The 24,894-nt window shown below is 72.2% G+C and carries 23 protein-coding genes and 2 pseudogenes; 14 read left to right on the top strand and 11 right to left on the bottom strand.

What is annotated here, in order from left to right; all coding sequences use genetic code 11:
• The first annotated feature begins 98 nt into the window (after window positions 1–98).
• Window positions 99–548 carry an ATP-binding protein gene (locus ABB07_RS21390; RefSeq protein ID WP_208900207.1) on the top strand — a complete coding sequence of 150 codons (450 nt, stop codon included), beginning with the start codon at window positions 99–101 and terminating at the stop codon, window positions 546–548.
• A 118-nt stretch (window positions 549–666) separates the two neighbouring features.
• Here the strand turns inward: ABB07_RS21390 and ABB07_RS21385 are convergent, their stop codons facing one another.
• On the bottom strand, window positions 667–1,668 hold the full coding sequence (locus tag ABB07_RS21385; RefSeq protein WP_208900206.1) for an esterase/lipase family protein: 1,002 nt from the start codon (window positions 1,666–1,668) through the stop codon (window positions 667–669).
• Window positions 1,669–1,886: 218 nt separating this feature from the next.
• Entirely contained in the window at window positions 1,887–2,813 is a 927-nt protein-coding gene (locus ABB07_RS21380; RefSeq protein ID WP_208900205.1) for a DUF3027 domain-containing protein, read from the bottom strand.
• Window positions 2,814–3,135: 322 nt separating this feature from the next.
• Here ABB07_RS21380 and ABB07_RS21375 point away from each other — a divergent pair, with 322 nt between their 5' ends.
• The 4 genes from ABB07_RS21375 (at window position 3,136) to ABB07_RS21360 (ending at window position 6,865) form a co-directional block, all read left to right on the top strand.
• Window positions 3,136–4,542 carry an MFS transporter gene (locus ABB07_RS21375; protein ID WP_208900204.1) on the top strand — a complete coding sequence of 469 codons (1,407 nt, stop codon included), beginning with the start codon at window positions 3,136–3,138 and terminating at the stop codon, window positions 4,540–4,542.
• 265 nt (window positions 4,543–4,807) lie between these two features.
• A complete protein-coding gene (locus ABB07_RS21370) occupies window positions 4,808–5,308 on the top strand; it encodes a DUF2771 domain-containing protein (RefSeq protein WP_208900203.1) in 501 nt (166 codons plus the stop codon).
• Window positions 5,278–6,027: a futalosine hydrolase gene (locus ABB07_RS21365; RefSeq protein ID WP_425264746.1), complete on the top strand. Its 750-nt coding sequence runs from the start codon at window positions 5,278–5,280 to the stop codon at window positions 6,025–6,027. The genes ABB07_RS21370 and ABB07_RS21365 overlap by 31 nt, the downstream gene beginning before the upstream one ends.
• On the top strand, window positions 6,017–6,865 hold the full coding sequence (locus tag ABB07_RS21360) for a 1,4-dihydroxy-6-naphtoate synthase (RefSeq protein WP_208900202.1): 849 nt from the start codon (window positions 6,017–6,019) through the stop codon (window positions 6,863–6,865). Before ABB07_RS21365 ends, ABB07_RS21360 begins: the two co-directional genes overlap by 11 nt.
• A gap of 68 nt (window positions 6,866–6,933) precedes the next feature.
• Here the strand turns inward: ABB07_RS21360 and ABB07_RS41560 are convergent, their stop codons facing one another.
• Window positions 6,934–7,317, bottom strand: coding sequence for a cold-shock protein (locus tag ABB07_RS41560; protein ID WP_208900201.1), 384 nt, complete (start codon window positions 7,315–7,317; stop codon window positions 6,934–6,936).
• Between the two features lie 186 nt (window positions 7,318–7,503).
• Between ABB07_RS41560 and ABB07_RS21350 the strand changes: the two genes are divergently transcribed.
• Entirely contained in the window at window positions 7,504–7,755 is a 252-nt protein-coding gene (locus ABB07_RS21350) for a hypothetical protein (RefSeq protein WP_208900200.1), read from the top strand.
• Here the strand turns inward: ABB07_RS21350 and ABB07_RS21345 are convergent.
• Entirely contained in the window at window positions 7,731–8,357 is a 627-nt protein-coding gene (locus ABB07_RS21345; protein WP_425264745.1) for an HAD family hydrolase, read from the bottom strand. The genes ABB07_RS21350 and ABB07_RS21345 overlap by 25 nt on opposite strands.
• A gap of 31 nt (window positions 8,358–8,388) precedes the next feature.
• Window positions 8,389–9,453, bottom strand: a complete 1,065-nt coding sequence (locus ABB07_RS21340) for a hypothetical protein (RefSeq protein ID WP_208900198.1) — start codon at window positions 9,451–9,453, stop codon at window positions 8,389–8,391.
• A gap of 147 nt (window positions 9,454–9,600) precedes the next feature.
• Between ABB07_RS21340 and ABB07_RS21335 the strand changes: the two genes are divergently transcribed.
• On the top strand, window positions 9,601–12,171 hold the full coding sequence (locus ABB07_RS21335) for a helicase C-terminal domain-containing protein (RefSeq protein WP_208900197.1): 2,571 nt from the start codon (window positions 9,601–9,603) through the stop codon (window positions 12,169–12,171).
• 168 nt (window positions 12,172–12,339) lie between these two features.
• Here the strand turns inward: ABB07_RS21335 and arsM are convergent, their stop codons facing one another.
• Window positions 12,340–13,230 (bottom strand): arsenite methyltransferase, encoded by an 891-nt coding sequence (gene arsM, locus ABB07_RS21330; RefSeq protein ID WP_208900196.1) that lies wholly within the window; start codon window positions 13,228–13,230, stop codon window positions 12,340–12,342.
• Between the two features lie 105 nt (window positions 13,231–13,335).
• Between arsM and ABB07_RS21325 the strand changes: the two genes are divergently transcribed.
• From ABB07_RS21325 to ABB07_RS21315, 3 genes are read left to right on the top strand one after another with little or no spacing between them, the layout of a single operon-like run.
• Entirely contained in the window at window positions 13,336–13,707 is a 372-nt protein-coding gene (locus tag ABB07_RS21325) for an ArsR/SmtB family transcription factor (RefSeq protein WP_208900195.1), read from the top strand.
• Window positions 13,704–14,438: an aquaporin gene (locus tag ABB07_RS21320; protein WP_208900194.1), complete on the top strand. Its 735-nt coding sequence runs from the start codon at window positions 13,704–13,706 to the stop codon at window positions 14,436–14,438. The genes ABB07_RS21325 and ABB07_RS21320 overlap by 4 nt, the downstream gene beginning before the upstream one ends.
• Before the next feature lie 30 nt (window positions 14,439–14,468).
• Window positions 14,469–14,891, top strand: coding sequence for an arsenate reductase ArsC (locus tag ABB07_RS21315; RefSeq protein ID WP_208900193.1), 423 nt, complete (start codon window positions 14,469–14,471; stop codon window positions 14,889–14,891).
• A 137-nt stretch (window positions 14,892–15,028) separates the two neighbouring features.
• Here ABB07_RS21315 and ABB07_RS21310 read toward each other — a convergent pair.
• The 3 genes and pseudogenes from ABB07_RS21310 to ABB07_RS21300 form a co-directional block, all read right to left on the bottom strand.
• Window positions 15,029–15,499, bottom strand: a pseudogene (locus tag ABB07_RS21310) (NUDIX domain-containing protein).
• A gap of 2 nt (window positions 15,500–15,501) precedes the next feature.
• Window positions 15,502–15,891: pseudogene (locus ABB07_RS21305) on the bottom strand (XRE family transcriptional regulator); the annotation flags it as partial.
• Between the two features lie 673 nt (window positions 15,892–16,564).
• A complete protein-coding gene (locus ABB07_RS21300; protein WP_208900192.1) occupies window positions 16,565–18,262 on the bottom strand; it encodes a recombinase family protein in 1,698 nt (565 codons plus the stop codon).
• Between ABB07_RS21300 and ABB07_RS21295 the strand changes: the two genes are divergently transcribed.
• Entirely contained in the window at window positions 18,234–19,874 is a 1,641-nt protein-coding gene (locus tag ABB07_RS21295) for a DNA repair helicase XPB (protein WP_208900191.1), read from the top strand. The genes ABB07_RS21300 and ABB07_RS21295 overlap by 29 nt on opposite strands.
• Before the next feature lie 12 nt (window positions 19,875–19,886).
• Here the strand turns inward: ABB07_RS21295 and ABB07_RS21290 are convergent, their stop codons facing one another.
• Entirely contained in the window at window positions 19,887–20,069 is a 183-nt protein-coding gene (locus ABB07_RS21290; protein ID WP_208900190.1) for a hypothetical protein, read from the bottom strand.
• A 369-nt stretch (window positions 20,070–20,438) separates the two neighbouring features.
• Here ABB07_RS21290 and ABB07_RS21285 point away from each other — a divergent pair, with 369 nt between their 5' ends.
• Together ABB07_RS21285 and ABB07_RS21280 are read left to right on the top strand one after the other, a co-directional pair.
• Window positions 20,439–22,418: a HelD family protein gene (locus ABB07_RS21285; protein ID WP_244189782.1), complete on the top strand. Its 1,980-nt coding sequence runs from the start codon at window positions 20,439–20,441 to the stop codon at window positions 22,416–22,418.
• 42 nt (window positions 22,419–22,460) lie between these two features.
• A complete protein-coding gene (locus ABB07_RS21280; protein WP_208900188.1) occupies window positions 22,461–23,201 on the top strand; it encodes a hypothetical protein in 741 nt (246 codons plus the stop codon).
• A 50-nt stretch (window positions 23,202–23,251) separates the two neighbouring features.
• Here the strand turns inward: ABB07_RS21280 and ABB07_RS21275 are convergent, their stop codons facing one another.
• Entirely contained in the window at window positions 23,252–23,944 is a 693-nt protein-coding gene (locus tag ABB07_RS21275) for a copper homeostasis protein CutC (RefSeq protein ID WP_208900187.1), read from the bottom strand.
• 292 nt (window positions 23,945–24,236) lie between these two features.
• Here ABB07_RS21275 and ABB07_RS21270 point away from each other — a divergent pair, with 292 nt between their 5' ends.
• On the top strand, window positions 24,237–24,881 hold the full coding sequence (locus tag ABB07_RS21270; RefSeq protein ID WP_208900186.1) for an HD domain-containing protein: 645 nt from the start codon (window positions 24,237–24,239) through the stop codon (window positions 24,879–24,881).
• Window positions 24,882–24,894: the final 13 nt, after the last annotated feature.

Below are 24,894 nucleotides of genomic sequence, written 5' to 3'. Positions count from 1 at the left end.
GCTCACCGCGCCCCCTTCTCGACAGCCCGGACACCACCGGACAACGCCAGGACAGTGACCGTACGCAATCACTTCGTCACTATTCATAGGTAGCAGGCATGGCCACTCTGAGTGACGTGAACGAGAGAATCTCCACCCCCATCCCGAACTTCACCGCCCAGTTGTCCTCCACACCTCGCGGCGCCCGCCTCGCCCGCCTGCTGGCCACGGAGCAACTCCGGGCTTGGGGAATCCCGTTGGACCCGGCGGAGTTGATCGTCGCCGAACTCGCCGCCAACGCGGCCATCCACGGCCGGGTCTCGGGCCGTGACTTCCGGCTGACGCTGTACGCCGTCGGTGACACCCTCCGCATCGAGGTGACGGACACGCGCGGTGACCGCCTTCCGGAGGCCGCACGCTCCGCCCCCGACGCCGACTCCGGCCGAGGCCTGCTCCTCGTCGAGGCACTGGCCGACAAATGGGGTGTCGCGCCGGGCTTGCCGCCGCGCAAGACGGTGTGGGCGGAAATCCGCCTGCCACCGGAACCCGGGGAGCCGTGCTTCGACTGAACCTCAGCACCCCCCCCCGCCCTCCCGCGGCGCAAACTCACTCAGGAGGGTGAACATCGCTGACTCGGCCGGCGTGGCGACCGGTTGCGCGCTCTACGCTCGCCCGGGCACAGCCCGGTCAGCCGCCGAGGGCGGGCAGGGAGATGCCGCAGCGGACGGCGTCCGCGTGGGTGGGGTCGAGGGCGTTGCGGACGAGTTGGGCGGCGTTGGAGTCGTACGCGATCGAGAGGTGTTCGGAGGCGTCCTCGCGGCAGACGTCCTGGATCGTGATGTTCTTGACGGTCGCGTCCGGTCCCGCGGTCAGGAACTGGTGGGTGTAGGGGGTGACGACCTCGTCCAGTCTGGTGGCGATGACGGTGTAGGAGACCCCTGGCTGGGTGTCGCCGTCCCGGTCCAGCGTGGTGTTCACCTCGGAGCCGACCAGCTGGTCCGCGTACGCCTGTCCGGCGAGGAGGGACACGGTCGGGTCGAGGCCCAGCTTCGTGGTGAGCGTGCCGAGGCCCGAGCCCGTCGTGCCGTGGTTGGACGGTGCCAGGCCGATGAGGCTGTGCACCTTGTTCCGTGCCGGGTGCGCGGGGTCCGTGCCGCCGTCGAACCGCAGGTACCAGCGGGGCGTCAGACCGCCGCCCTGGGAGTGCCCGACGAGGTCAACCTGGTGGGCGCCGGTGGCCTTCAGTACGCGGTCGACGTAGTCCGCGATCTGCCGGGCCGAGTCCGGGACGTGCGCGGTGGCCTTGACCGGGTTGCCGGGCGCCCCGCCGTACTCGGCGGCGAAGACGCAGTAGCCCAGCTGCTTGAGGTAGGGGGACATCAGGCCCCAGTCGTCGTAGGCGTTCGCCCAGGTCCCGTGCAGCAGGACGACCGGGCGCGGATGCTCGCGCGTGGGCCTGCAGCTCCAGTCGTCGGCGCCGGGCGGCGGCGCGTCCGGGTGCACGAGTCCGCCGAGCGCCGCCAGGGGGAGGGCGAGGATCTTGCCCTTCGGTGCCGGGGGCGCGGGATCGGCCGCCGCGGCCGCCGCGCCCTGTCCCACGCCGAGTGCCAGGGCGAGCCCCGCGCAGAAGGCGGCCCACCTGCCGGGCCGCCGGTTCGACCGCCTTCCGGAAACCCACCGATCCGCCATCGGGCCGCTCCTCGCCTCGAGGCCGGCCGAACGCCGACCCGGCGATGATCAAGGAGCGGGGTCCCCGCGGGGCTTCACGACGGGCGTGGCACCCCTGATGGAGCAGCGGGTTTCATCCGGTCAGCGGCGGGGCCGCAGCGGCCTCCGGCTCGCCCGGTTGCACACCGGAGGACAACTTCGCTGCCGCGGGCTCCCGTTGGACCGGGGCCGCAGGACCCTCAGGAGTGGCCCAGTTCCGCCGTCTCCTCGTCGCCGGTCTCCGGGACCGAGCCCGAGTCGCGGGCGGGGCGGAGCGGGAAGGGGTCCACCCGGGTCTCGTCGATGACCGGCGGGGCCGGCTGCGGGGGCTTGGGCATGACCGCCGCCTCCGAGTGGCCGCCGCAGCCGTAGGAGAGGGAGACCACACGGCCGTCGGCCGGGGAGAACTCGTTGGCGCAGACACCGAAGGCCTGGCCGAGGGAGCCGCCGATGGGGGTCAGGAAGCCGCAGGTCATACAGGTGGCCGGGGCCGCCTGGGCCATCGCGGTCTTCGGGCCGTACGACTCCTCCCAGCGGTCCGCGGCGACGTGCAGGCCGTAGCGGGACAGGACCCGGGCGCGGCGCATGCCCAGTTCCTCGGCGACGGCGGCGATCGAGCCCCGGGAGGGCGCCGTGGGCTGGACGGCGGGGGCGCCCGGGGTGACGTCGGCGTCCTCCGCCTCCGCCAGCTCCGCCATCTCGTGCGAGACCACCGAGTTCGGCGGCGGCTCCTCCTCGCCGGAGTAGCCGGGCTCCAGGCGCAGGTCGTCCTGGTCGGTGGGGAGCAGGTCGCCGGGGCCGAGGTCGCCGGGGCGCAGCCGCTCGCTCCAGGGGACCCACTCGGGGGCGAGCAGGGCGTCGGGGCCGGGGAGGAGGACCACCTCGTCGAGCGTGACGATCTTGGCGCGGGAGGCACGGGCCACGGTCGCCGCCCACCGCCAGCCGCGGTAGCCCAGCTCCTTGCACTCGAAGAAGTGCGTGACAACGCGGTCGCCCTCGGAGACGAGGCCGACGTGTTCTCCGACCACACCGGGGGCCGCGGCCTCCTCGGCGGCGGAGCGGGCGAGGTCGACGGCCTCGGCGCACAGGCGGTCGGGGGTGCGGCTTCGCGTTGTCGCTGCGCTCACAGGTATCGCTTCTCTCCTACGCCGTCTCGTCGAGTGCGGCTGCCTGACGGCGGGGCTGCCGACGGAGCGGACCGGAGGACCGCATCGACGTCTGCATCCGCGCGCTGGGCGCACCTCTGCCATCCATTCTGCGTTATGGCTGAGACACGCACGCTACACCGAACGAGATTCTTCGCCGCCACGCGGCTTTCTTTCGCGGCCGCACACCCGTCCCTTCCCGCCCGCACACCCGTCCCTCCCCGCCCGGCCACCCGTCCCTTCCCGCCCGGCCACCCGTCTCTTCCGTGCCGTACCGCACTATCCGCCCGCTTCTCGGGGCACTATGAAGCACGTGGCGACCGCGGACAGGCGTGGGGTTCGGGGTGGCGGTGCGAGCCGGGTCGGTGGCGCCGTCCGTTCCGTCGGGCGTGCCCTGAACGTTCCGGTCACCGGTGCCGCACGCGGGATCCGCAAGGCCACGCACGCGCACGGGGCGGGCGAGTCGGGGCTCGGCAAGCTGATCGAGCTGCACGCCGTCAACGGCGCCGGTGACGTGATGATCACCGTGGCGCTCGCCTCCACGGTGTTCTTCTCCGTGCCGACCGACGAGGCCCGCGGGCGGGTCGCGCTCTACCTCGCCATCACGATGGCGCCCTTCACCGTCCTCGCCCCGGTCATCGGCCCGCTCCTCGACCGGCTGCCGCACGGCCGGCGCGCCGCGATGGCTGGGGCCATGCTGGCCCGCGCCCTGCTCGCGCTGGTCATCTCGGGCGCCGTGGCGAGCGGCAGCCTGGAGCTGTATCCCGCCGCGCTGGGGGTGCTGGTCGCGTCCAAGGCGTACGGGGTGGTGCGCAGTGCGGTCGTACCGCGGCTGCTGCCGCCCCGGTTCTCGCTGGTGAAGGCCAACTCGCGGGTCACCCTGGCGGGGCTGCTGGCCACCGGTGTCGCCGCGCCGGTCGCGGCGGGGCTGCACCGGTTCGGCGATCCCTGGCCGCTGTACGGCGCCTTCGTGATCTTCGTCGCGGGAATGTTCCTGTCGTTCTCCCTGCCGCCCAAGGTGGACTCGGCAGGGGGTGAGGACGTGGCGCTGCTCGCGGCCGACGAGCAGCATCTGCACGGGCCGCAGCGCCGCAGGGAGCAGGTGAAGCGGCCGGGGCTGCGGACCGTGGGCCCCGCCGTCACGCACGCGCTCGGCGCCAACGCCGCCCTGCGCTGCCTGTCCGGCTTCCTGATCTTCTTCCTCGCCTTCCTGCTGCGCGAGCACCCGCTGACCGGCGAGAGCGCGGCGGTCTCGCTCGGGATAGTCGGGGTCGCCGCCGGTGCGGGCAACGCGCTGGGTACGGCGGTCGGGGCCTGGCTGCGCTCCCGCGCCCCGGAGATCATCATCGTGACCGTCGTCGCGGTGGTGCTGGGCACGACGATCGTGGCCGCCGTGTTCTTCGGGGCGTTCCTGGTGGCCTGTCTCGCGGCCGTCGCCGGGTTCGGCCAGGCGCTGGCCAAGCTGGCCCTGGACGCGCTGATCCAGCGGGACGTGCCGGAGCTGGTGCGCACCTCGGCATTCGCCCGCTCGGAGACGCTGCTGCAGATGGCGTGGGTGTTCGGCGGCGCGGTCGGCATCGTGCTGCCGCTCAACGGCACCGTCGGCCTGCTGATCGGCGCGGTGTTCGTGGCGGTCGGCTGGCTGGCCACCCTCAAGGGCCTGCTCGCCTCGGCCCGCCACGGCGGCCGCCCGGGGCCCCGGGTGGCCTGACCCGCCCACCTCCCACGCCCGGACGACCCGACCCCGCCCACCCTCACGCCCCGGACGGCCCGACGCGTCCACCCCGCCCCAGCCCTGACGTGCCCGCCTCGACCCCGACGGCCCGGTCGGCCCACGTGGACCAACCGGGCCTGACCTGCTCCGGCATAACGAAGCGGACACGGTTTGCCGGCACGGGGGCACGGCTGGCGTAACGAAGCGGGCACGCCGCACCCCACGTGGGCGGACGCCTCGGAGCGCCCGATAGCCTTCGGCCATGACCACGCTGCCCCGCGGCGAAGCCGCTGATGTACACCGGGCTGTGCGACGCCGCCGCGCCGTCGCCGCCGCCGGCGCCGTTTCCGCCGGACTGCTCCTGCTCTCGGCCTGTGAGAAGCCGACGCCCGTCGCGACGGTCACCGTCGGCGACAGCTCGGTCAACTCCGAGGCCATGTGCTACAACGACGGCAACGCGCTGGACGCCAAGTCGCTGGCGACGTGCGTGAAGAACGTCGGCAACGCCAAGTCGATCAAGGTCGACCAGGACGAGACGGTCCGCTTCGGCGTCGACCCGAAGATCGCCGACGCCGGCTGGGTCCTCCTGGTGAACGGCCAGCAGTTCACCGACGTCAGCAAGAAGACCTACCGCACCATCCCGGGCAGCGCCTTCTTCAACCAGCAGTACGGCACCCAGGGCGACACCAACACGGTCACCATCCGGATGGGCGAGAAGGCCAACCAGGGCATGTGGTCGTTCAAGCTGAAGAAGGCCGCCTGATCACGGCTGCCGTACGCGTCCTCGTGGCCACCGCGGTCCCCGTCGAGCGGGACGCGGTGGCACGGGCGTTTCCCCCGGCCGTGACCGAGGTACGGCTCCCCGGCGCGCTCCTGTGCCGTACCGCGACCGGCTGTGACCTGCTCGCCGCCGGGGTCGGCCCCGCCCTGGCCGCCGCCTCCACCGCCGGTGCGCTGACCGCCGCCGCCCTCGAAGGCACCCCGTACGACCTGGTGGTCTGCGCCGGGATCGGCGGTGGTTTCCAGCCCGGGGCACCCGTCGGCTCGCTCGTCGTCGCCGACGCGATCACCGTCGCCGACCTGGGCGCCGAGACCGCCGACGGCTTCCTGCCGGTCACCGAGCTGGGCTTCGGGACCGTCACCCACCGGCCGCCCGAGCCGGTCGTACGCGCCGCCGCCGAGGCGACCGGCGCCCGCACCGGCACGATCCTCACCGTCTCCACCGTCACCGGCACCGCCGCCCGCGCCGCCGCCCTGCGCGCCCGGCACCCGAGTGCCCTAGCCGAGGGCATGGAGGGCTTCGGGGTGGCGGAGGCCGCCGCCGCGCACGGGGTGCCGGTGCTGGAGATCCGCGCGGTCTCCAACCCGGTCGGCCCGCGCGACCGGGCCGCCTGGCGCATCGGCGACGCCCTCGGCGCCCTCACCGAGGCGTTCGGGAAGCTCGCCCCCGTACTGGAGAGTTGGAACCCACATGACGAGTGAGTCCTTGCAGATCGCGTACTCCCCCTGCCCCAACGACACCTTCGTCTTCGACGCCCTCGCCCACGGCCGCGTCCCGGACGCGCCCGCGCTGGACGTGACCTTCGCCGACATCGACCTCACCAACGGCATGGCCGAGCGCGGCGAGTTCGACGTGCTGAAGGTGTCGTACGCCGTGCTGCCGTACGTCCTCGGCGCGTACGCGCTGCTGCCGTGCGGCGGCGCGCTGGGCCGGGGCTGCGGGCCGCTGGTGCTCACGCGGGAGCCCGGTACCGACCTGACGGGGCGTACGGTCGCCGTGCCGAGCGAGAAGTCGACGGCGTACCTGCTGTTCCGGCTGTGGGCGGCGGACACCCTGCCGGGCGGGGTCGGCGAGATCGTCGTCATGCCGTTCCACGAGATCATGCCGGCCGTGCGGGACGGCAAGGTGGACGCCGGGCTGGTCATCCACGAGGCCCGGTTCACCTACCGGAACTACGGGCTGCACAAGCTCGCCGACATGGGCGAGCACTGGGAGCGGACCACCGGGCTGCCGATCCCGCTCGGCGCGATCATCGCCAAGCGCTCCCTGGGCACGCGGACCCTGACCCGGCTCGCCGACGCCGTCCGCGCCTCCGTACGGGCCGCCTGGGACGACCCCGAGGCGTCCCGGCCGTACGTCATGGCACACGCCCAGGAGATGGACCCGGCCGTGGCGGACCAGCACATCGGCCTGTACGTCAACGAGTTCACCGCCGACCTCGGCGAGGACGGCTACGCCGCGATCCGCGGCCTGCTCACGCGTGCGGCGGCCGAGGGGCTGGTGCCGCCCCTCGGCCCGGATGCGCTCGCTTTCCCCTGACGGGGTCTGTTCTCGTGCCCTCTGACGGGGCTCGTTCTCGTTCCCCCCTGACGGGATTTTTCGGGTCGCTACACGTCCAGCTGGTCGGCGACCGCTCGCAGCAGGCCGGCGATCTTCTTGCCGGAGGCCTTCTCCGGGTACCGGCCCTTCTCGAGCATCGGCGTGATGTTCTCGAGAAGGGTCGTCAGGTCCTGCACGATGGAGGCCAGCTCGTCCGGCTTCTTGCGCTGGGCCGCGGCCACCGACGGCGTCGGCTCCAGCACGGTCACCGACAGCGCCTGGTCACCGCGCTGACCGGCGACGACGCCGAACTCCACGCGCTGTCCCGGCTTGAGTGCGTCGACTCCGGCGGGGAGAACCGAGGAATGGACGAAGACGTCACCGCCGTCGTCGCGGGAGAGAAAGCCGAAGCCCTTCTCGCTGTTGAACCATTTGACTCGCCCGGTCGGCACCGTCTGTCCTCGTCCTCGTGCTAGTTGGGGAAACTGCCACTGCTAGTGCTTCTACTGCGTCGAAAGTGCTCTTGATAGCACTAGAGCGGGTCGACCGTGACCCGCCGCTACCAAGCGTAATGGTCTCGGGGCGGGTGACAAGACGTCCCCCGGTTGTTCTCTCGCGCTGGGAACTACCCTGGTCCGGTGCGTGACAAAACCCAAACGAATTCCGCCGGGCCCGGTGACCGGCTGATCCGCGCCGGTGCGATCGTCTTCTTCATCGGGGCCGTGGCCACCGCCGTCACGATGGCTCCGCTCTTCCTCGGCGCAAAGCCTTTTCCGACGTACATGTTCGGGCTGAGCATGCTCATGGCCGTCGGTTTCCTGGTGGCCGGCGCGGGCGTCCTGCGGTCGATCGCCGCCGGCCGCCGTCAGACGCGGGGCGCCTCACGGTAGGCGGCCAGCCACGCCGGGAAGGCGGACAGGTCCGCCAGGACGACGTCCGCCCCGGCGGCGTGCAGTTCGTCCGCGGGGCAGGGCCCGGTCGCCACGGCGACCGACAGCGCTCCCGCCGTACGGGCCCCGCGCACGTCCCCGACGTGATCGCCGACGTACACACCGGCCCGGTACTCGCGCAGCGCCTGAGCCTTCTGCTCGGCCCACAGGTCGCCCACGAGCACGTCCGGCTCGATGCCGAGGTGGTTCAGGTGCAGCTTGGCGTTGGGCTCGTACTTCGCCGTGACCACCATCGTCCGTCCACCGGCCGCCCGCACCGCGGCCATCGCCTCCCGGGCGCCCTCCATGGCGGGCGTCGCGGCGATGGCGATCGTCGGGTACATCTCCCGGTACAGGTCGGCCATCGCGGGCACCTGTTCCTCGGGGAACCAGTTGACCAGCTCCTCGGCGAGGGGTGGGCCCAGCCGGGTCACCGCCAGGTCGGCATCGATGAACGTCCCGGTCCGCTCGGCCAGCGCCAGGTAGCAGGCGTGGATACCCGGCCGGGAGTCGATCAGGGTCATGTCGAGGTCGAATCCGACGGTGAATGTCATATGGGTCATTGTGTCAGTGGCGTGCGGGCGGCCGGTGGGCTCACCTTCTCCGCTGTGACCGCCACACCAGGAACAACGCCGAAGACACCGCCGCCGCCCTGACCACCCACGGCCACGTCGCGGCGACCGCGTCGTTCATGTGCCCCTCGGCGATCGGGGCGCCCCAACGGCCGTTGACCCTCCCCCACAGCCACACCAGCCCGCCGGCGACCGCCGTACCCGGCAGCACCATGACCGCCCACTTGGTCTCCGCGGGGGTCAGCCGCCGCGAGCCGTAGGCGATCACCCAGCCGAGGATCAGGGCGAACCAGTTCCCGAGCACCGCACCGGCGACCAGCGCGGCGGCCGCCAGCAGCAGCAGCGGGTTGGTCCAGCCGGCGGCGGGGCGGGGGACGAGGCGGCGGCGCGGCGCGGGCCCGGCCTCGGCCCCGGCGTCGGCGGCCTCCGGTTCCGGTACGGCGGCGGGGTCGGCGGCCTGCTTCGCCTTCTGCTCCGTCGGCTTCGGCGGCCGCCTCAGCAGCTCCGGGATCTCCACTCCGCCGACGAACCCCGGCACCGAGTCCGTCTCGGCGGCGGCACCGAGGGAACCGCCGCCCACCCGCCACCAGTCGGGCTGCACGGCGCTGTCCCCGAGTTCGTGCGCGGCGGCGAGGTGCGGCGGGGAGGGGCCGTCGGCACGCGCGGGGCCGGCGTCGGTCGCCGTGGTGCGGGGGCGGGGGACGGCCCGGCGCAGGCCCTTGCGCCGTCCCCCGTTCGCGCTGCCGTTCCCGTTCCCGTTCCTGTCCCGGTCCCCGTCCGCCGGCAGGGGCTGCACGGGCACGGCGGCGGCCGGCGGCTGCGCGACCCTGCCGGTGCCGGACGTACTGGTAGTGCCCGACGTGCCGCCTGCGGCCGAGACGACCTCGTCCGGGGTGCCCAGCCGGTCCAGGATGCGGCGGACCGCGGCGGGACTGTCGACCGTCGCCCTGGCCCGGTGCCGGTCGATCTCGTTGCGCAACTCCGACACGAGCCGCATCCGCGTGGCCGACGGCAGCTGCCGTTGCTGCGCGATGTCCCCGACACGGCTCAGGTACTCGTAGACGACCTGGTCGCTCTCGATCCCCAACGGACAACCCCTCCGGGGTGACGGCGATGAAACCCCGTGAGGACGGTAGCGCAGAGCCGCCCCGCCCAACCGCCCCCAGGGCCGGGGCTCGTACCGGGGCTCGTGCGGGCACCCCTCTCGGGGACGGCACCCGCTACCGTGGGTCAGATGAGCCAAGCGGCCCACCCAGCCCCCCGTTCCCTCGCGGAAGCGCTCCGCGCGCGGGACGACGTCTCCCTGGCCGCGCTGCTGCGCAGCCGCCCCGACCTCATCACGCCCGTCCCGACCGACCTGACCCAGCTGGCGACCCGCGCCGGCACCCGCGCCTCGGTGCTGCGCGCGCTGGAGCGGCTGGACCGGTTCGCGCTGCAGACGGCGGAGGCGCTGGCCGTGGCCCCGGACCCGGCGTCGTACGACACCCTGCTCGGGCTGATGGCCGGGGACGCCGGGGACGAGACGGTCGCCGCCGCGCTGCCGCACGCGCTCGGGACGCTGCGCGAGCAGGCGCTGGTGTGGGGCGACGACGAGCGGCTGCGGCTGGTGCGGACCGCCCGTGAGCTGCTCGCGCCCTCCCCGCAGCATCCCTCCCCGACCGGTCTCGGGCCCTCGGTGCAGGAGGCCACCTCGGGCATGTCGCCGGGCCGGATCCAGGAGATCGTGACGGCGGCCGGGCTGCCCTCGACGCACGACTCGGTGTCCGCCGTGACCGCGCTCACCGCGCTGTTCAACGACCGGAAGAAGATGGGCAGGCTGCTGGCCGGGGCCCCGGAGCCCGCCCGCGAGGTGCTGGCGCGGCTGGTGTGGGGGCCGCCGTACGGGCAGGTCACCCCGGACCCGGCGGCGCATCTGCGCTGGCTGCTCGACCGCGGCCTGCTGCTGCCGACCGCGCCGGGCACGGTCGTGCTGCCGCGTGAGGTCGCCCTGCATCTGCGCGAGGGCCGCGCGCACCGCGCGCCCGAGCCGCTGCCGCCCGCCGTGGAACCGGCCGCGGCGCACGGTCCGCAGATGGTGGACGCGACGGCGGCCGGGCAGGCGTACACCGCGCTCGCCACGGTCGAGGAGCTGCTGAAGGACTGGGACGAGGGCGGCCCGGCCGTGCTGCGGGCCGGCGGCCTGAGCGTGCGTGACCTGAAGCGGACCGCCGTCGCGCTGGACGTGTCCGAGCCGGTCGCCGCGTTCTGGGTGGAACTGGCGTACGCGGCCGGCCTGATCGCCTCCGACGGTGAGGCCGACGAGCGGTACGCGGCCACGCCCGCCTACGACGAGTGGCTGGAGCTGCCCGCCGCCGAGCGCTGGTCCCGGCTCGCGGAGGCCTGGCTGGCGGCCACCCGGACGCCGGGGCTGGTCGGCGGGCGGGACGCCAAGGACCGTACGCTCGCCGCGCTCGGCCCGGGCCTGGACCGCTCGGCCGCGCCGGAGGTACGGCACCGGGTGCTGACGCTGCTGGCCGGGCTCCCGGCGGGCACGGCCCCCGACTCCGAGTCGGTGCTGGCCCGGCTGCGCTGGGAGCGGCCGCTGCGCGGGGCCCAGCAGCGGGACGGCGACGAGGACCTGCGCTCCCGGCTCGCCCGCTGGACCCTGTCCGAGGCGGAACTGCTGGGTATCACGGGGCGCGGCGCGCTGTCGGCGCACGGGCGGGCCCTGCTGGGCGCCCCGGACACCTCGGCCACCGCGTCCAGCTCGCCGGAGTCCACCGGCCCCGCCGAACCGGTCGGCCCCGGCGACAAGCTCCCCGTCCACCATCACCACCGGCCGCCCGCCGCCCCGGCCCCGCTCTCCGCCGCCGAGCAGGCCGTGGCGACGGCCGCCGCCGCCCGGCTCCTCGCACCGCTCCTGCCCGAGCCGCTGGACCACGTCCTGCTCCAGGCCGACCTGACGGCGGTGGCGCCGGGGCCGCTCAGGCGCCCCCTCGCCGATCTGCTGGACGTGCTCGCGGACGTCGAGTCCAAGGGCGGCGCGACCGTGTACCGCTTCACCCCGGCCTCGGTACGGCGGGCCCTGGACGCCGGCCGTGCCGCCGCCGACCTGCACGCCTTCCTCGCCGAGCACTCCCGCACCCCGGTGCCGCAGCCGCTCGCCTATCTGATCGACGACGTGGCCCGCAAGCACGGCCACCTCCGGGTCGGCGCGGCCTCGGCGTACGTACGGTGCGACGACGACGCCCTGCTGAACGAGATCCTGGCCGACAAGCGCGCCGCCGCCCTGCGCCTGCGCCGGCTCGCCCCGACCGTGCTGGCCGCCCAGTGCGACCCGGCCACGCTGCTGGAGGGCCTGCGCGCCATGGGGTACGCGCCCGCCGCCGAGTCCGCCGAGGGCGATGTGCTGATCGCCCGCGCCCACGCCCACCGCACCCCGCCCCGCACCGCCCCCGAGCCGGTCCCGGACGGCCCGCCGCCGCCCGACGCCACGCTGCTCGCGGCGGCGATCCGGGCGATCCGGGCGGGCGACCTGGCCGCCACCGCCCCCCGGAAGCCCACGGGTGCGGCGGCCCCGCTCGCGACCGGTGAACTGCCCCGCACCTCCTCCGCCGAGACCCTGGCCACCATGCAGGCCGCCGTCCTGACCGGCGAGTCCCTCTGGATCGGCTACGTCAACGCCGAGGGCACCGCCAGCCAGCGCGTCATCGCCCCTGTCAAGGTGGAGGGCGGCTTCGTCACGGCGTACGACCACACCGCGGACGAGGTGCGCACCTACCCGCTGCACCGGATCACCGGAGTGGCGGAGCTGGCGGAGGACTGACGGTGATCGCCGGTGTTTAGGGCACACTGGACGTTTGGCCGTTGTGGAAAGGGTGTGTGCCGCACGTGAACGGACCGCTGATCGTCCAGACGATCAGACGCGATGCGCACACTAGCGGATAGATCCGAGCAGAGTGACTACGGTCGGCTGCGCGTGCCGTCGTTGCCGTCAGTTCTGGCAGCCACAGCCGCTCGCGGCCTTGGCCTCGGCGACCGTTGTCGACGGATCGGCGGCCTGCTCATCGGGGGTGCAACAGGCACTGACGCCGCAGCAGGCCGCGGTTGCGGAAGAGTCGTCCGTGTCGGCCGTGCCGGCAGGCTTGACCGCGCGGACGATGGCGGAGTGCATGCCGTCGGCAACCGGGTGGGTGGGAGTGATCTCGACGTCCGTGAAGCCTGCGGCCTCCAGCCCCTGGCGGTATTCGGAGAAGGACAGTGCGCCAGCGATGCAGCCGACGTAGTCGCCGCGCTCGGCTCGCTGTCCGGGCGTGAGAGTGTCGTCGGCGACGACGTCGGAGACGCCGAGCCGGCCGCCGGGCTTGAGGACGCGGAAGGTCTCGGCGAACACGGCGGGCTTGTCGACGGACAGGTTGATCACACAGTTCGAGATCACCACGTCGATGGTGTTCGCGGGCAGCGGGATCGCCTCGATGGTGCCCTTCAGGAACTCGACGTTCGTCGCGCCGGCCTTCTCGGCGTTGGCAAGGGCCAGGGCCAGCATCTCGTCGGTCATGTCCACCCCGTACGCCTTGCCGGTGGGGCCTACGCGTCGGGCCGAGAGCAGGACGTCGATGCCGCCGCCGGAGCCGAGGTCGAGGACGCGCTCGCCCTCATGCAGTTCTGCGACGGCGGTCGGGTTGCCACAGCCGAGGGAGGCGGCGACGGCCTCATCAGGGAGGGCATCGCGCTCGTCGGCGGCGTACAGGGTCGAGCCGAAGTTCTCGTCGACCTCGACCGGCTGCGGCCCGCAACAGACGGCACCACCCTCGGTCACCTTCGCGGCCGCCGCGGCATAGCGCTGGCGGACGGTTTCACGCAGGTCGGTGGACTGCTCGCTCATGACTCACTCCCAGGTGACGGGGCATGGCGGTGCCCCGGGACGGCCTGTATTGACGTTCGTTGATGCAACCTTGCGCCTTGAATCGAAAAACGTCAACATAGAGGCATGTCGAAACAAGAGCTTGAGGTGATCGGGCAGGACGCCGCGTGTTGCGCGGGGCTGTCCTCGCCGTTGGATGAGGACCAGGCGGCCGAGCTGGCGAAGGTGTTCAAGGCCCTGGGTGACCCGGTCCGGCTCCGGCTGATGTCGATGATCGCCTCCCGGGGTGAGGGCGGCGAGGTCTGCGTGTGCGAGCTGACGCCGGCCTTCGAGCTGTCCCAGCCGACGATCTCCCACCACCTCAAGCTGCTCCGGCAGGCCGGGCTCATCGACTGCGAGCGGCGCGGGACCTGGGTGTACTACTGGGTGCTGCCCGGAGTCCTGGACCGGCTCGCCGCATTCCTGACCGCGCCGCAGACCGCCGGAGCCACCGCGTGACCGCGCCCCTGAGCCGCCGTGTCGCCGCCGAAGCCATCGGGACCGGGCTGCTCGTTGCGGTCGTCGTCGGCTCCGGCATCCAGGCCACCGAGCTGTCGCACGACGTGGGCGTGCAGCTGCTCGCCAACTCCCTCGCCACCGTCTTCGGTCTGGGCGTGCTGATCGCCCTGCTCGGGCCGGTCTCCGGCGCGCACTTCAACCCGGCCGTCACCCTCGCTGCCTGGTTCACCGGCCGCCGCAAGGCCGACGGCCTCTCCCTGCGGGACGTGGCCGCGTATGTGCCCGCACAGATCGCCGGTGCTGTTGGTGGGGCAATCCTGGCCGACGCGATGTTCGGCAAGCCGCTGGTCCATTGGTCCACGCACGACCGGTCCGCCTCTCACCTGTGGCTGGGTGAGGTGGTCGCCACGGCCGGGCTGATCCTGCTGATCTTCGGACTCGAACGCATCGGCAATGCCTCCCTCGCACCGGTGGCCGTGGCCTCGTACATCGGGGCCGCCTACTGGTTCACCTCCTCGACCTCCTTCGCGAACCCGGCGGTGACCATCGGCCGGGCCTTCACCGACACCTTCGCCGGAATCGCCCCCGCCTCCGTCGCCCCGTTCATCGCTGCCCAACTGGCTGGAGCCTTGCTCGGGCTGAGTGCCGTCACCGCTGTGTACGGACGTCCCGCCCCCGCCGGGGACAAGGTCGTCGTCCCACACGGCGAACCCGAACTCGCCTCCTCCTGACCACTCCGCTCTCCCGGAAAGACGCCTGCCATGAGCACCCCCGCCCCACGCCCCTCGGTCCTGTTCGTCTGCGTTCACAACGCCGGCCGCTCCCAGATGGGCGCCGCCTTCCTGAACCACCTGGGCGGTGACCAGATCGAGGTCCGCTCGGCCGGCTCCGCCCCCGCCGATGCGGTCAACCCCGCCGTGGTCAACGCCATGGCTGAGGTCGGCATCGACATTTCCGCTGCAACACCCAAGGTCCTCACCACCGAGGCGGTGCAGTCCTCGGACGTGGTGATCACGATGGGCTGCGGGGACGCCTGCCCGGTCTTTCCCGGCAAGCGGTACCTGGACTGGCAGCTGGACGATCCCGCCGGGCAAGGTGTCGACGCCGTCCGGCCCATCCGGGACGAGATCGAGCAGCGCGTGCGCGGTCTGCTCGCCGAACTCGGTATTCCAACGGCGGCATGACGGACAGGCTGCGGTCGCGGGGGCTCACTCGGCAAGGCGCGACTTCCGCCCTCTCCTGGTGTGATCGTCGGCGGGCAAGCCCAGGGCCGGCGAGCGCCGCCGCTGCCGTCAGCGCTGCTGACATCGGGGCGTACGCGTCAGCCGAGGTACGGCTGCTCACGGTGTTCTAGAAAGTGCTGAAGCCGTAGCCGCTGGGTGTGGTGCATAGGCAGCTCGCCCAGCTCCTCCGTCGGGACGAATCACAGTTCCGTGGATTCGTCGGAGATCGCGAGCTGCCCGCCGACTACTCGGGCGGTGAAACAGACATTGAACTGTCGGCGCACCTCACCGTCCGTATAGGCGATGACGTGGCGCGGGTCGGTGTACGTCCCGACGAGCCCGGTGATCTCCACGTCCAGGCCCGTTTCCTCCTTCACCTCCCGGATGGCAGTTCCCGGTAGCGAGTCGGTCATCTCCATGCCGCCGCCGGGCAGAGCCCAGAGATCGTTGTCTCGCCGGCGCTGTAGGAGAATGCGTCCTTCGTCGTCAGTGACCACCGCGGACGCCGCAACGACGAGACTGTTGGGCTTGGGAGCATCTGGATCGTCGTAGTACTCGGTTCGCGCCATGATCACCTTTCTTGGACTGGCGTCGCGGTCGCCCACACCGCAGTGAAGCTGTCAGCGTACGTATCGAACATGCCGCCTGACCCACTTCGGCGCAGGTGCCACACAGGGGCACCGTAGGCGTTCACGCCCCAGACATGGGCGTTGACCAGCGCCTGGTCATCCGCACGATAGATCGAGTTGTAGAGCGTGGTGGCGTGGGTGCGCACCTCGATGCCGGACACCCCGGCCAGGGGGCGGTAGTGCATGAGGGCGAGTCGGCAACGGGACTCGATCCCGTGGCCGAACCTCTCTTCGGCGCCGCGCTGTTGGACATTCGTGCTGTCCGGGTCGCCGATCGCGATACGGACCGCACAACCGTCGGCAGCTCGCTCGCGCAACAGGAGCTGAAGCCGAAGCGTCGGCAGTCTGCGAAGGCGCGACCCACTGCGACGACCAACGAACAGAGACCGGACCACCCCTCAGCCTGGACAGCGTGCCGGGTGGTCCGGTCGTGGAAGCCCTGATCAGGACCCCGGTACCCCCATGTGAAGTTCGAGAGGGTTCCTGTTGCAGATCGGTCGGCCGTATCCCAGTCCTGACCTGCACCACCGAAAGTCCGCCACGGCGGCGGGCTCGCCGTACGAGCACCCGTCACGTAGTGCTGCACGATCAACCTCCATGCGGGTCGTCATCTCCGGCCCCGAATCCGTCAAGGCCGGCCTGCTGACAGCCGCACCCCGCTATGAACCTCAACCGAGTACTCGACTCTCGTTCCGCCTCGCCGACGCACACACCCTTGGTGGCTTCCGCCTCAGTTCCCCCTTGTGGGACCGGCAGAGTCCGTCCCCACTCTCAGGAAGGCACTGTCCGAGACGGACGGGGACGCCCTCTGCGAACTCGCCGCAGAGACAGTCGAGTTCACAACCCGCGACGGTGCGGCGCTGTCGTATTGCCGCCCTTCTATCAAGGTCATCGGCCCTTGGCGCGACCCCAACCAGCACACCGCCTGACCTGAACGCAGACAGCGGCGCCCCCACCTGACGGACGAGGTGGGGGCGCCGCTGCGTGTGTCCTGTGACGTCGGCGTCAGCCCTGGCTGTCAGCCGCCTCGGTCTCCTGTCCGCTCTCCTTCGCCGCTGCCGCCCGCCGCATGTGCCCCTCCTCGCCGAAGTACACCGACAGACGCGACGTGTCCAGCTTCTTGCCACCACGCCGCGCGGGTGCCACCTCTACGTAGCCGCCCGCGTTCAACAGCAGATCTCGCTTACCGGCCACGTCCGAGCGCTTCCACTGCTCGGCGTGCGTCTCGCCGGTCGGCTCCTCCTTCACGCCGCCGGGCTTCGCCGTTCGCTGCTTCTCCTTCAGGGAGGCCAGGCGGTCCTCCAGCTTGGCGTACTGCTCCGCGTACCGGATCGCGCCGTCGTCTCCCTTGAACAGACCTCGGTCGTACCGGTCCTTCTGCAAGTCGGCCAAGGCTTCCTCGGCCTGCCTGATCTGGGGACGGAAGTCCTCGCCCACCTCCTGGACGATCCGCATCACGGGGAGGTGCCCGTACTTCGCGAGGAACTGCTCGGTGACATGCTCCTCGGTGGTCACCCCCGCCACGGTCGGCCCGTAGCACTTCTCGCCGGGCTTCTCCTCCCCCTTGGCCGCCCGCTGGCGGTACTTCAGGGGGCCGATGCACCGGTACCGAAGCTGGCCGTTTCGTCCACTGAAGGTGTACATACGCTCACCGCAGACTCCGCAGTGCATGATGCCGCGCAGCAGCGACGTCCCCTCCCGGCGCTTCTCGCCGGGATTGGCCCGGCGCGCCAACTCGTCTTGGAGCGTCTGCCAAGTGTCTGTGTCGAGGATTGGCGGCCGGTTGACCAGGGGCAGCCCGTCCGTTCTCAGGATCGGCTTTCCGTCCTCGATGACCTGGCCGAGCAACTGGGGGTTGCCCAGCAGGCTGCGCAGCGTCGTCGTGTACCACTGTTTGGAGTCGCTGCGTTTGCCCGTGGTCTGGCGTGAGGTGTGTCCCGGCGACGGGACGCCCTCCTTGTTGAGGTCGTTGATGATCTGCATGAGCGAGTCCTTGGCAAGGACCTGCTTCACGATCCTCCTGATCGTCTTGGCCTCGTCCTCGTTGACCGCGAGAACCTTGCCCGCCCCGTTCGGGTTGGGGACGACCATGTACCCGTACGGGACCCGACCGCCGGTGTAGCGGCCCTCGCGGCGCAGGTGCTCGTGCGCGCTGGACACCCGCATCCCGATGGTGTCGGACTCCAGCTCGGCGAAGACCGCGATCACCTTCGCCATGGCCCGGCCCATGGACGACGTGAGGTCGAGCGGCTCCGTCGCCGACGCGAGCGCAACGCCCTGGTGCTCGGCGAGTCGCATGATCTCCGCGAAGTCGACCGTCGAGCGTGCGAGCCGGTCGATCTTGAAGAACACGATCACGTCCAGCTCTGCGAGCCGGGTCAGGATGCGTTGCAGACCCGGCCGGTCGAGGCCCCGCGAGAAGCCGGAGACATCGATGTCTTCCTCGACGACTATGACGTCCCAGCCGCGTGCCTCACACAGCGCCTCGCAAGCCGCTCTCTGGCGCTCGGGAGAAGTCGTCTCGTCCGTTTCACGCGATAGGCGAACATAGATAGCGGCGCGCATCCCCGGCGCGCTGGCCGGAACGCCCTTTCGGCGCCGGGCACGGGGCATGGCCCGAGCCGTGGCAGGTGCGGTGTCTGTCACGCTGGAAGTCCTATCCGTGGAGGTATGCGTGTCCTGCCTAATCGTCCAGTCCGACAAGACCCTGCTCCTGGAAGTCGACCACGAGCGGGCCGACGACTGCCGGCGTGCCATCGCGCCGTTCGCCGAGCTGGAGCGGGCGCCGGAGCACATCCACACCTACCGGGTCACCCCGCTCGGGCTGTGGAACGCGCGCGCCGCCGGGCACGACGCCGAGCAGGTCGTGGACGCGCTGGTGCAGTACAGCCGGTATCCGGTGCCGCACGCGCTGCTGGTGGACATCGCCGAGACGATGGACCGCTACGGCCGCCTCAGCCTGTCCAAGCACCCCGCGCACGGACTGGTGCTGACCACCACCGACCGTCCGGTGCTGGAGGAGGTGCTGAAGTCCAAGCGGATCGCCCCGCTGGTCGGCGCCCGGATCGATCCGGACACCGTGGCCGTGCACCCCTCGGAGCGCGGGCAGATCAAGCAGGTGCTGCTGAAGCTGGGCTGGCCGGCCGAGGACCTCGCCGGGTACGTCGACGGTGAGGCGCACCCGATCGAGCTGCTGGAGGACGGCTGGGCGCTCAGGCCGTACCAGAAGCAGGCCGTGGAGAACTTCTGGCACGGCGGCAGCGGTGTGGTCGTGCTCCCCTGTGGTGCGGGCAAGACGCTGGTCGGCGCCGGGTCCATGGCGCAGGCCAAGTCCACGACCCTGATCCTGGTCACCAACACCGTCTCGGCCCGGCAGTGGAAGCACGAGCTGGTGAAGCGGACCTCGCTGACCGAGGACGAGATCGGCGAGTACAGCGGGACGAAGAAGGAGATCCGCCCGGTCACCATCGCCACCTACCAGGTGCTGACGACCAGGCGGAAGGGCGTCTACCCGCACCTGGAGCTCTTCGACTCCCGGGACTGGGGCCTGATCGTCTACGACGAGGTGCATCTGCTGCCCGCGCCCGTCTTCAAGTTCACGGCGGATCTCCAGGCCCGGCGCCGCCTCGGCCTCACGGCCACCCTGGTCCGCGAGGACGGCCGCGAGTCGGACGTGTTCTCGCTCATCGGGCCGAAGCGGTTCGACGCGCCCTGGAAGGAGATCGAGGCCCAGGGCTACATCGCCCCGGCGGACTGTGTCGAGGTCCGGGTGAACCTCACCGATTCCGAGCGGCTGGCGTACGCGACGGCCGAGACGGAGGAGAAGTACCGCTTCTGTGCGACGACGGACACCAAGCGGAAGGTGACGGAGGCGATCGTCCGCCGTTTCGCCGGCCAGCAGATCCTGGTGATCGGCCAGTACATCGACCAACTCGACGAACTGGGCGAGCACTTGAACGCCCCGGTCATCAAGGGCGAGACCTCCAACGCCCAGCGCGAGAAGCTCTTCGACGCCTTCCGGGAGGGCGAGATCAGCGTGCTGGTGGTGTCGAAGGTCGCGAACTTCTCCATCGACCTGCCGGAGGCGACGGTCGCCATCCAGGTGTCCGGCACCTTCGGCTCCCGCCAGGAGGAGGCCCAGCGCCTCGGCCGCGTCCTGCGCCCCAAGGCCGACGGCCACCAGGCGCACTTCTACTCGGTCGTCGCCCGCGACACCATCGACCAGGACTTCGCCGCCCACCGCCAGCGCTTCCTGGCCGAACAGGGCTACGCCTACCGGATCATGGACGCCGACGAGATCCTCTCCGAGAGGTGAGCGGCGGGGAGGTCACTTACGGCGTATGCCCGCTTCCTCGCCGTACTCGCCGAGGATGACGACGCCGAACGCCGCCTGAGCGAACACCTTGAGGGCGCGCAGGGCGTTGCCGAGCCAGTGGTGATGCGGGCCGTCCACGGCTGTGGCGCCGGTCGGTGGTCCGGCGGGGGCTGGATGGATGGTTGCTGCGCTCATGTCTCCATGGTTGCTCGCCGGGCACCGGGCCCGCATCGGTCCGCAGAGCCAATCCCGGCCGGCTCCCGGTAGGCCTCTGGGTGGACCACGGCCCCTACTTCGGGGGCTCCTGGTCCCCTAGGGGACGAGGAGCCGGCCGCCGCGGCCGGAAAATCCGTTGGCCCCCTTCCCGTGCCCTCCCCTAGAATCTCCGCTCTTGCCCGCCTCCCCTCCGCGGAGTGCCGTCGCCCGGTCGGAAACCGGGCGGCATCGTCGTAGCCACCCAGCAGGTCCACCGGAGGCATCCCCGTGTCCACGTCCGTGCCCGCCGACGATCCCCTCACCCGAGAGCGCTCCCACCTCGCCGCCTCCCGTGCCGCGCTGCGCGCCATGCGCGAGGACGTGGAGTCGCTGGACATCCGGGACGTCACCGCGAACTGGGTCAACGCCGAGGTGCTCTCCCGCCAGATCGACGAGCGGATCAAGGCGCTGGCCGACCTCAGCGACACCCCGCTGTTCTTCGGCCGGCTGGACTATCTGCACGCGCCCGGGGCCGACCAGGCCGAGGGGGCCGAGGGCGAGCGGTTCTACATCGGGCGGCGGCACGTCCACGACGCCGACGGCGACCCCATGGTCATCGACTGGCGCGCCCCGGTCTCGCAGCCGTTCTACCGCGCCTCCAAGAAGGACCCGATGGACGTCGGGCTGCGCCGCCGCTTCGGCTACACCGGCGGCGACCTGACCGCGTACGAGGACGAGCACCTCTCCGACCCCGCCGAGGCGGCCGCCACCAGCAAACTGCTCCAGCAGGAGATCGAGCGGCCGCGTGTCGGCCCCATGCGGGACATCGTCGCCACCATCCAGCCCGAGCAGGACGAGATCGTCCGCAGCGGGCTCGGTGGGACCGTGTGCGTGCAGGGAGGTCCGGGCACCGGGAAGACCGCCGTCGGCCTGCACCGGGTCGCCTACCTCCTCTACGCCCACCGGGAGCGCCTGGCCCGCACCGGGACGCTGGTCATCGGGCCGAACCGGTCCTTCCTGCACTACATCGAGCAGGTCCTCCCGGCGCTGGGCGAGTTGACCGTCCAGCAGGCCACCGTGGACGACCTGGTCGCCCACGTCGAGGTGCGCGGCACGGACGACGCCGCGGCGGCCGTGATCAAGGGCGACGCCCGGATGGCCGAGGTGCTGCGCCGGGCCCTGTACTCCCACGTGACCATGCCGACGGAGGCGGTCGTGGTGGTGCGCGGCTCACGGCGCTGGCGGGTGCCGTCGTACGAACTGGAGGAGATCGTCCGGCAGTTGCTGGAGCGGGACATCCGCTACGGCGCCGCCCGCGAGGCCCTGCCGCAGCGGATCGCGCACGCGGTGCTGGTGCAGATGGAGCGCTCGGGCGAGGCGCCGGACGACCGGGTGCAGGACGCGGTGGCCCGCAACAGCGCGGTGAAGGCGGCGGTGAAGGCGATCTGGCCGCAGGTGGACCCGGCGAAACTGGTCCTGCGTCTGCTGACGGACGCCGACTTCCTCGCCGAGCACGCCGCCGGGGTCCTGGACGAGGACGAGCAGAAGACGGTCCTGTGGGCCAGGCCGGTGCGCAGTGTGAAGTCGGCCCCGTGGTCGGTGGCGGACGCGGTGCTGGTCGACGAGGCGGCCGATCTGGTCCAGCGCACCCACTCGCTGGGCCACGTCGTCCTGGACGAGGCGCAGGACCTGTCCCCCATGCAGTACCGGGCCGTCGGCCGCCGCTGCACCACGGGCAGTGCGACGGTGCTGGGCGACCTCGCGCAGGGCACGACCCCCTGGGCGACCCGCAGCTGGGAGGAGGCGCTGGCCCACCTCGGCAAGCGGGAGGGGGTCGTCGAGGAGCTGACGGCCGGTTTCCGCGTTCCCACGGACGTCATCACCTACGCCTCCCGCCTCCTGGAACACATCGCCCCCGGCCTCACCCCGGTGGCCTCCGTCCGGGAGAACCCCGGCTTCTTCGAGGTCCGTACGATCACGGACCCCTCCGAAGTCGTCGCGGCCTGCGAGGAGTTGCTGGGCAACGAGGGCTCGACCGGCCTGATCGCCGCCGACGCCCGCGTACCGGCCCTGGCCGAGGCCCTGACGGCGGCGGGGATCTCCTGCCTCGCCCCCGGCGAGGAGACCACCCGCGAGACCCGCCTCACCCTGGTCCCGGCGTCCCTGGCCAAGGGCCTGGAGTACGACTACGTCGTCCTGGACGAGCCCCAGGCGGTGGTGGACGGCGAGCCGGACGAACGCACCGGCCTGCGGCGGCTGTACGTGGCGCTGACGCGTGCGGTGTCGGGCCTGATCGTGACGCACTCGGCCCCGGTGCCCGCGCAGCTCGCTGAGAGCAACGGTGAGTAGTGTGCTGCTCCGTTCCGCCACGTCCCCACGGAAAGGCCTCCGTTGAGCACACCGCCGCCCCCGCATCCCGGCTACCCGCAGACGCCCGGGCCGTACGCACCGCAGCCGGGTCCGTACCAGCAGGCACCCGCCGCTTACCAGCAGCCGGCGCCCGGGCCGTACGCACAGGCCCCCGGGGCATACCAGCAGCCGGCACCCGGGCCGTACCAGCAGGCGCCCGAGGCGTACCAGCAGCCGGCACCCGGGGCATACCAGCAGCCGGCGCCCGGGCCGTACCAGCAGCCGGCGCCCGAGGCTTACCAGCAGCCGGCGCCCGCCGGCCACGGCCAGGCCGCCCCGTACCAGCAGGCCCCCGGCGCCTACCCGGCGGCCGCCGTCCCCGCGCCCGCCGGCCCGGGGTGCGACGTGTGCGGAGCCGGGCCCGCCGCGCGGGTGACGATCCGCGGCCACCAGGGCATGCTGATCGTGATGCGGAACCTGTGGCGGAAGGGCACCTTCTGCCAGACCTGCGCGCTCGCCGTCTTCCGGAAGATGCAGTCGGACACGATGGTGCAGGGCTGGTGGGGTCCGATGTCGATGATCATCACGCCCATCACGCTGCTGATCAACCTCTTCACCCTGTCCAGGATCCGTAAGCTCCCGGCGCCGACGGCCGCCTTCGGCCCCGGCCTGGACCCCGGCCTCCCGGTCCTGCGGCGCCCGGCCGGAATGATCGGCCTGGTCCCGCTCACCGGCTTCTGCCTGTCGTTCCTCTTCGTGCTGGTCGTGCTCGCGACCGCGTGACCACGCTGAACGGGGCCCGTCCCGCGTGACGACGCTGGACGGGGCCCGTCCTACGCCCCGTCCAGCACCCTCCGCCACTCCCGCACGGCCCCTTCGGAAACCGGCCCCTGCCACCCGGAGGGCCGGGCCGCGCCGCCGATGTGGAAGGCGTCGATCCCGGCGTCGCGCAGCGGCCCCACGTGATCCAGCCGCAGCCCGCCACCGACGAGCACCGTCTGCTCGTACCCCGGCTCCCCGCGCCGCCCCGCCTCGGCGACCAGCGTCGGCACCCCCTCGTCCACCCCGCCGGCGGCGCCCGCGGTGAGGTAGGTGTCGAGGCCGGGCAGCTCGGCGAGCTGCTTGCGCAGGGCGTCGCGGTCGGCGGCACGGTCGATCGCCCGGTGGAACGTCCAGGCGCAGCCGTCCAGCATGCCGACCACCCGCTCGACGGCGGCCAGGTCCACCCCGCCGTCCCCGTCGAGGAAGCCGAGGACGAACTGGTCGGCGCCGGCCTCGCGCAGGTCCCCGGCCACCCGGACCAGACGGTCCACGTCGCCGGCCGCGAACCCGTCCGCGAGGCGGAGCATCACGCGCAGGTCGATGTCGACGGCGGCCCGGATCCCGGCGACGGTGGCGGGCGCCGGGCTGAGCCCGTCGGCCGCCATGTCGGTGACCAGCTCCAGGCGGTCCGCGCCTCCGGCCTGGGCGGCGACCGCGTCCTCGACGTCGAGGGCGATCACCTCCAGGACTGCACGCTTGCTCATGGCACCCCAATCGTCCGTCGGCCGCTACAGGTCTAGTCCAATTCCAAGACTACGCCTGTGCGGGGGTGCCCTTCACCCGAAGACGTCGAGTGCCATTGACCGTGCCGCCCGCCGTTGCGGGCAGTCGTGCCTCCCCCAGTGCCTTGAGGGCCTGGGGGGACCCCCAGGCGGCACGGGTGGGCGGTGGGGGTCCCCCCGCTCGAGCGAAGCCGAGAGTGGGGGAGGCACCCTGCCGGCGCCGGTAAGCGAGACCTACCCCGGACGACGGCGCGCGGCGCGGAACAATGGGCCCATGGCCGACCTCGATGCCCTGCGTCTCCGTTTCGCCCGTGCGCTGGAAGGCGCCCGTGCCCCCGGCGGCGGTCCGGATCCCGTGCCGTACGCCGACAACCTGCTCGCCCGCTGGCAGGAGCCGCAGCGCCGCTACCACACGCCGGCCCACCTCACCGCGGTCCTCGACCACGTCGACACACTCGAGGAGTACGCCGCCGACCCGGACGTCGTACGCCTGGCCGCCTGGTTCCACGACGCGGTCTACCTCCCGGAGCGGTCCGAGAACGAGGAGCGGTCGGCGCGGCTGGCCGAGCGCGCCCTGCCGGAGGCCGGTGTGCCGGACGCGAGGACGGCCGAGGTGGCCCGCCTGGTCCGGCTCACCGTCACCCACGACCCGGCCGACGACGACCGCGACGGCCAGGTGCTGTGCGACGCCGACCTCGCGATCCTGGCCGCGCCCCCGTCGGCGTACGCCGTCTACACCGCCGAGGTGCGCGAGGAGTACCACTTCGTGCCGAACGACGCCTTCAGGTCGGGCCGTTCGGCGATTCTGCGCCAACTCCTGGACCTGCCGAGGCTGTTCCACACCCCCTACGGCCAGCGGCACTGGGAGGCCACCGCCCGCTACAACCTCGCCTCCGAGCTGGAAATGCTTTCGCCCTGAGGGACACGGCCCC

The sequence above is a fragment of the Streptomyces incarnatus genome (genome assembly GCF_001027185.1).
Taxonomy (GTDB): domain Bacteria; phylum Actinomycetota; class Actinomycetes; order Streptomycetales; family Streptomycetaceae; genus Streptomyces; species Streptomyces puniciscabiei.
The sequence above is the reverse complement of the archived record's forward strand: the minus strand, read 5'-3'. Positions and strand labels throughout refer to the sequence as shown.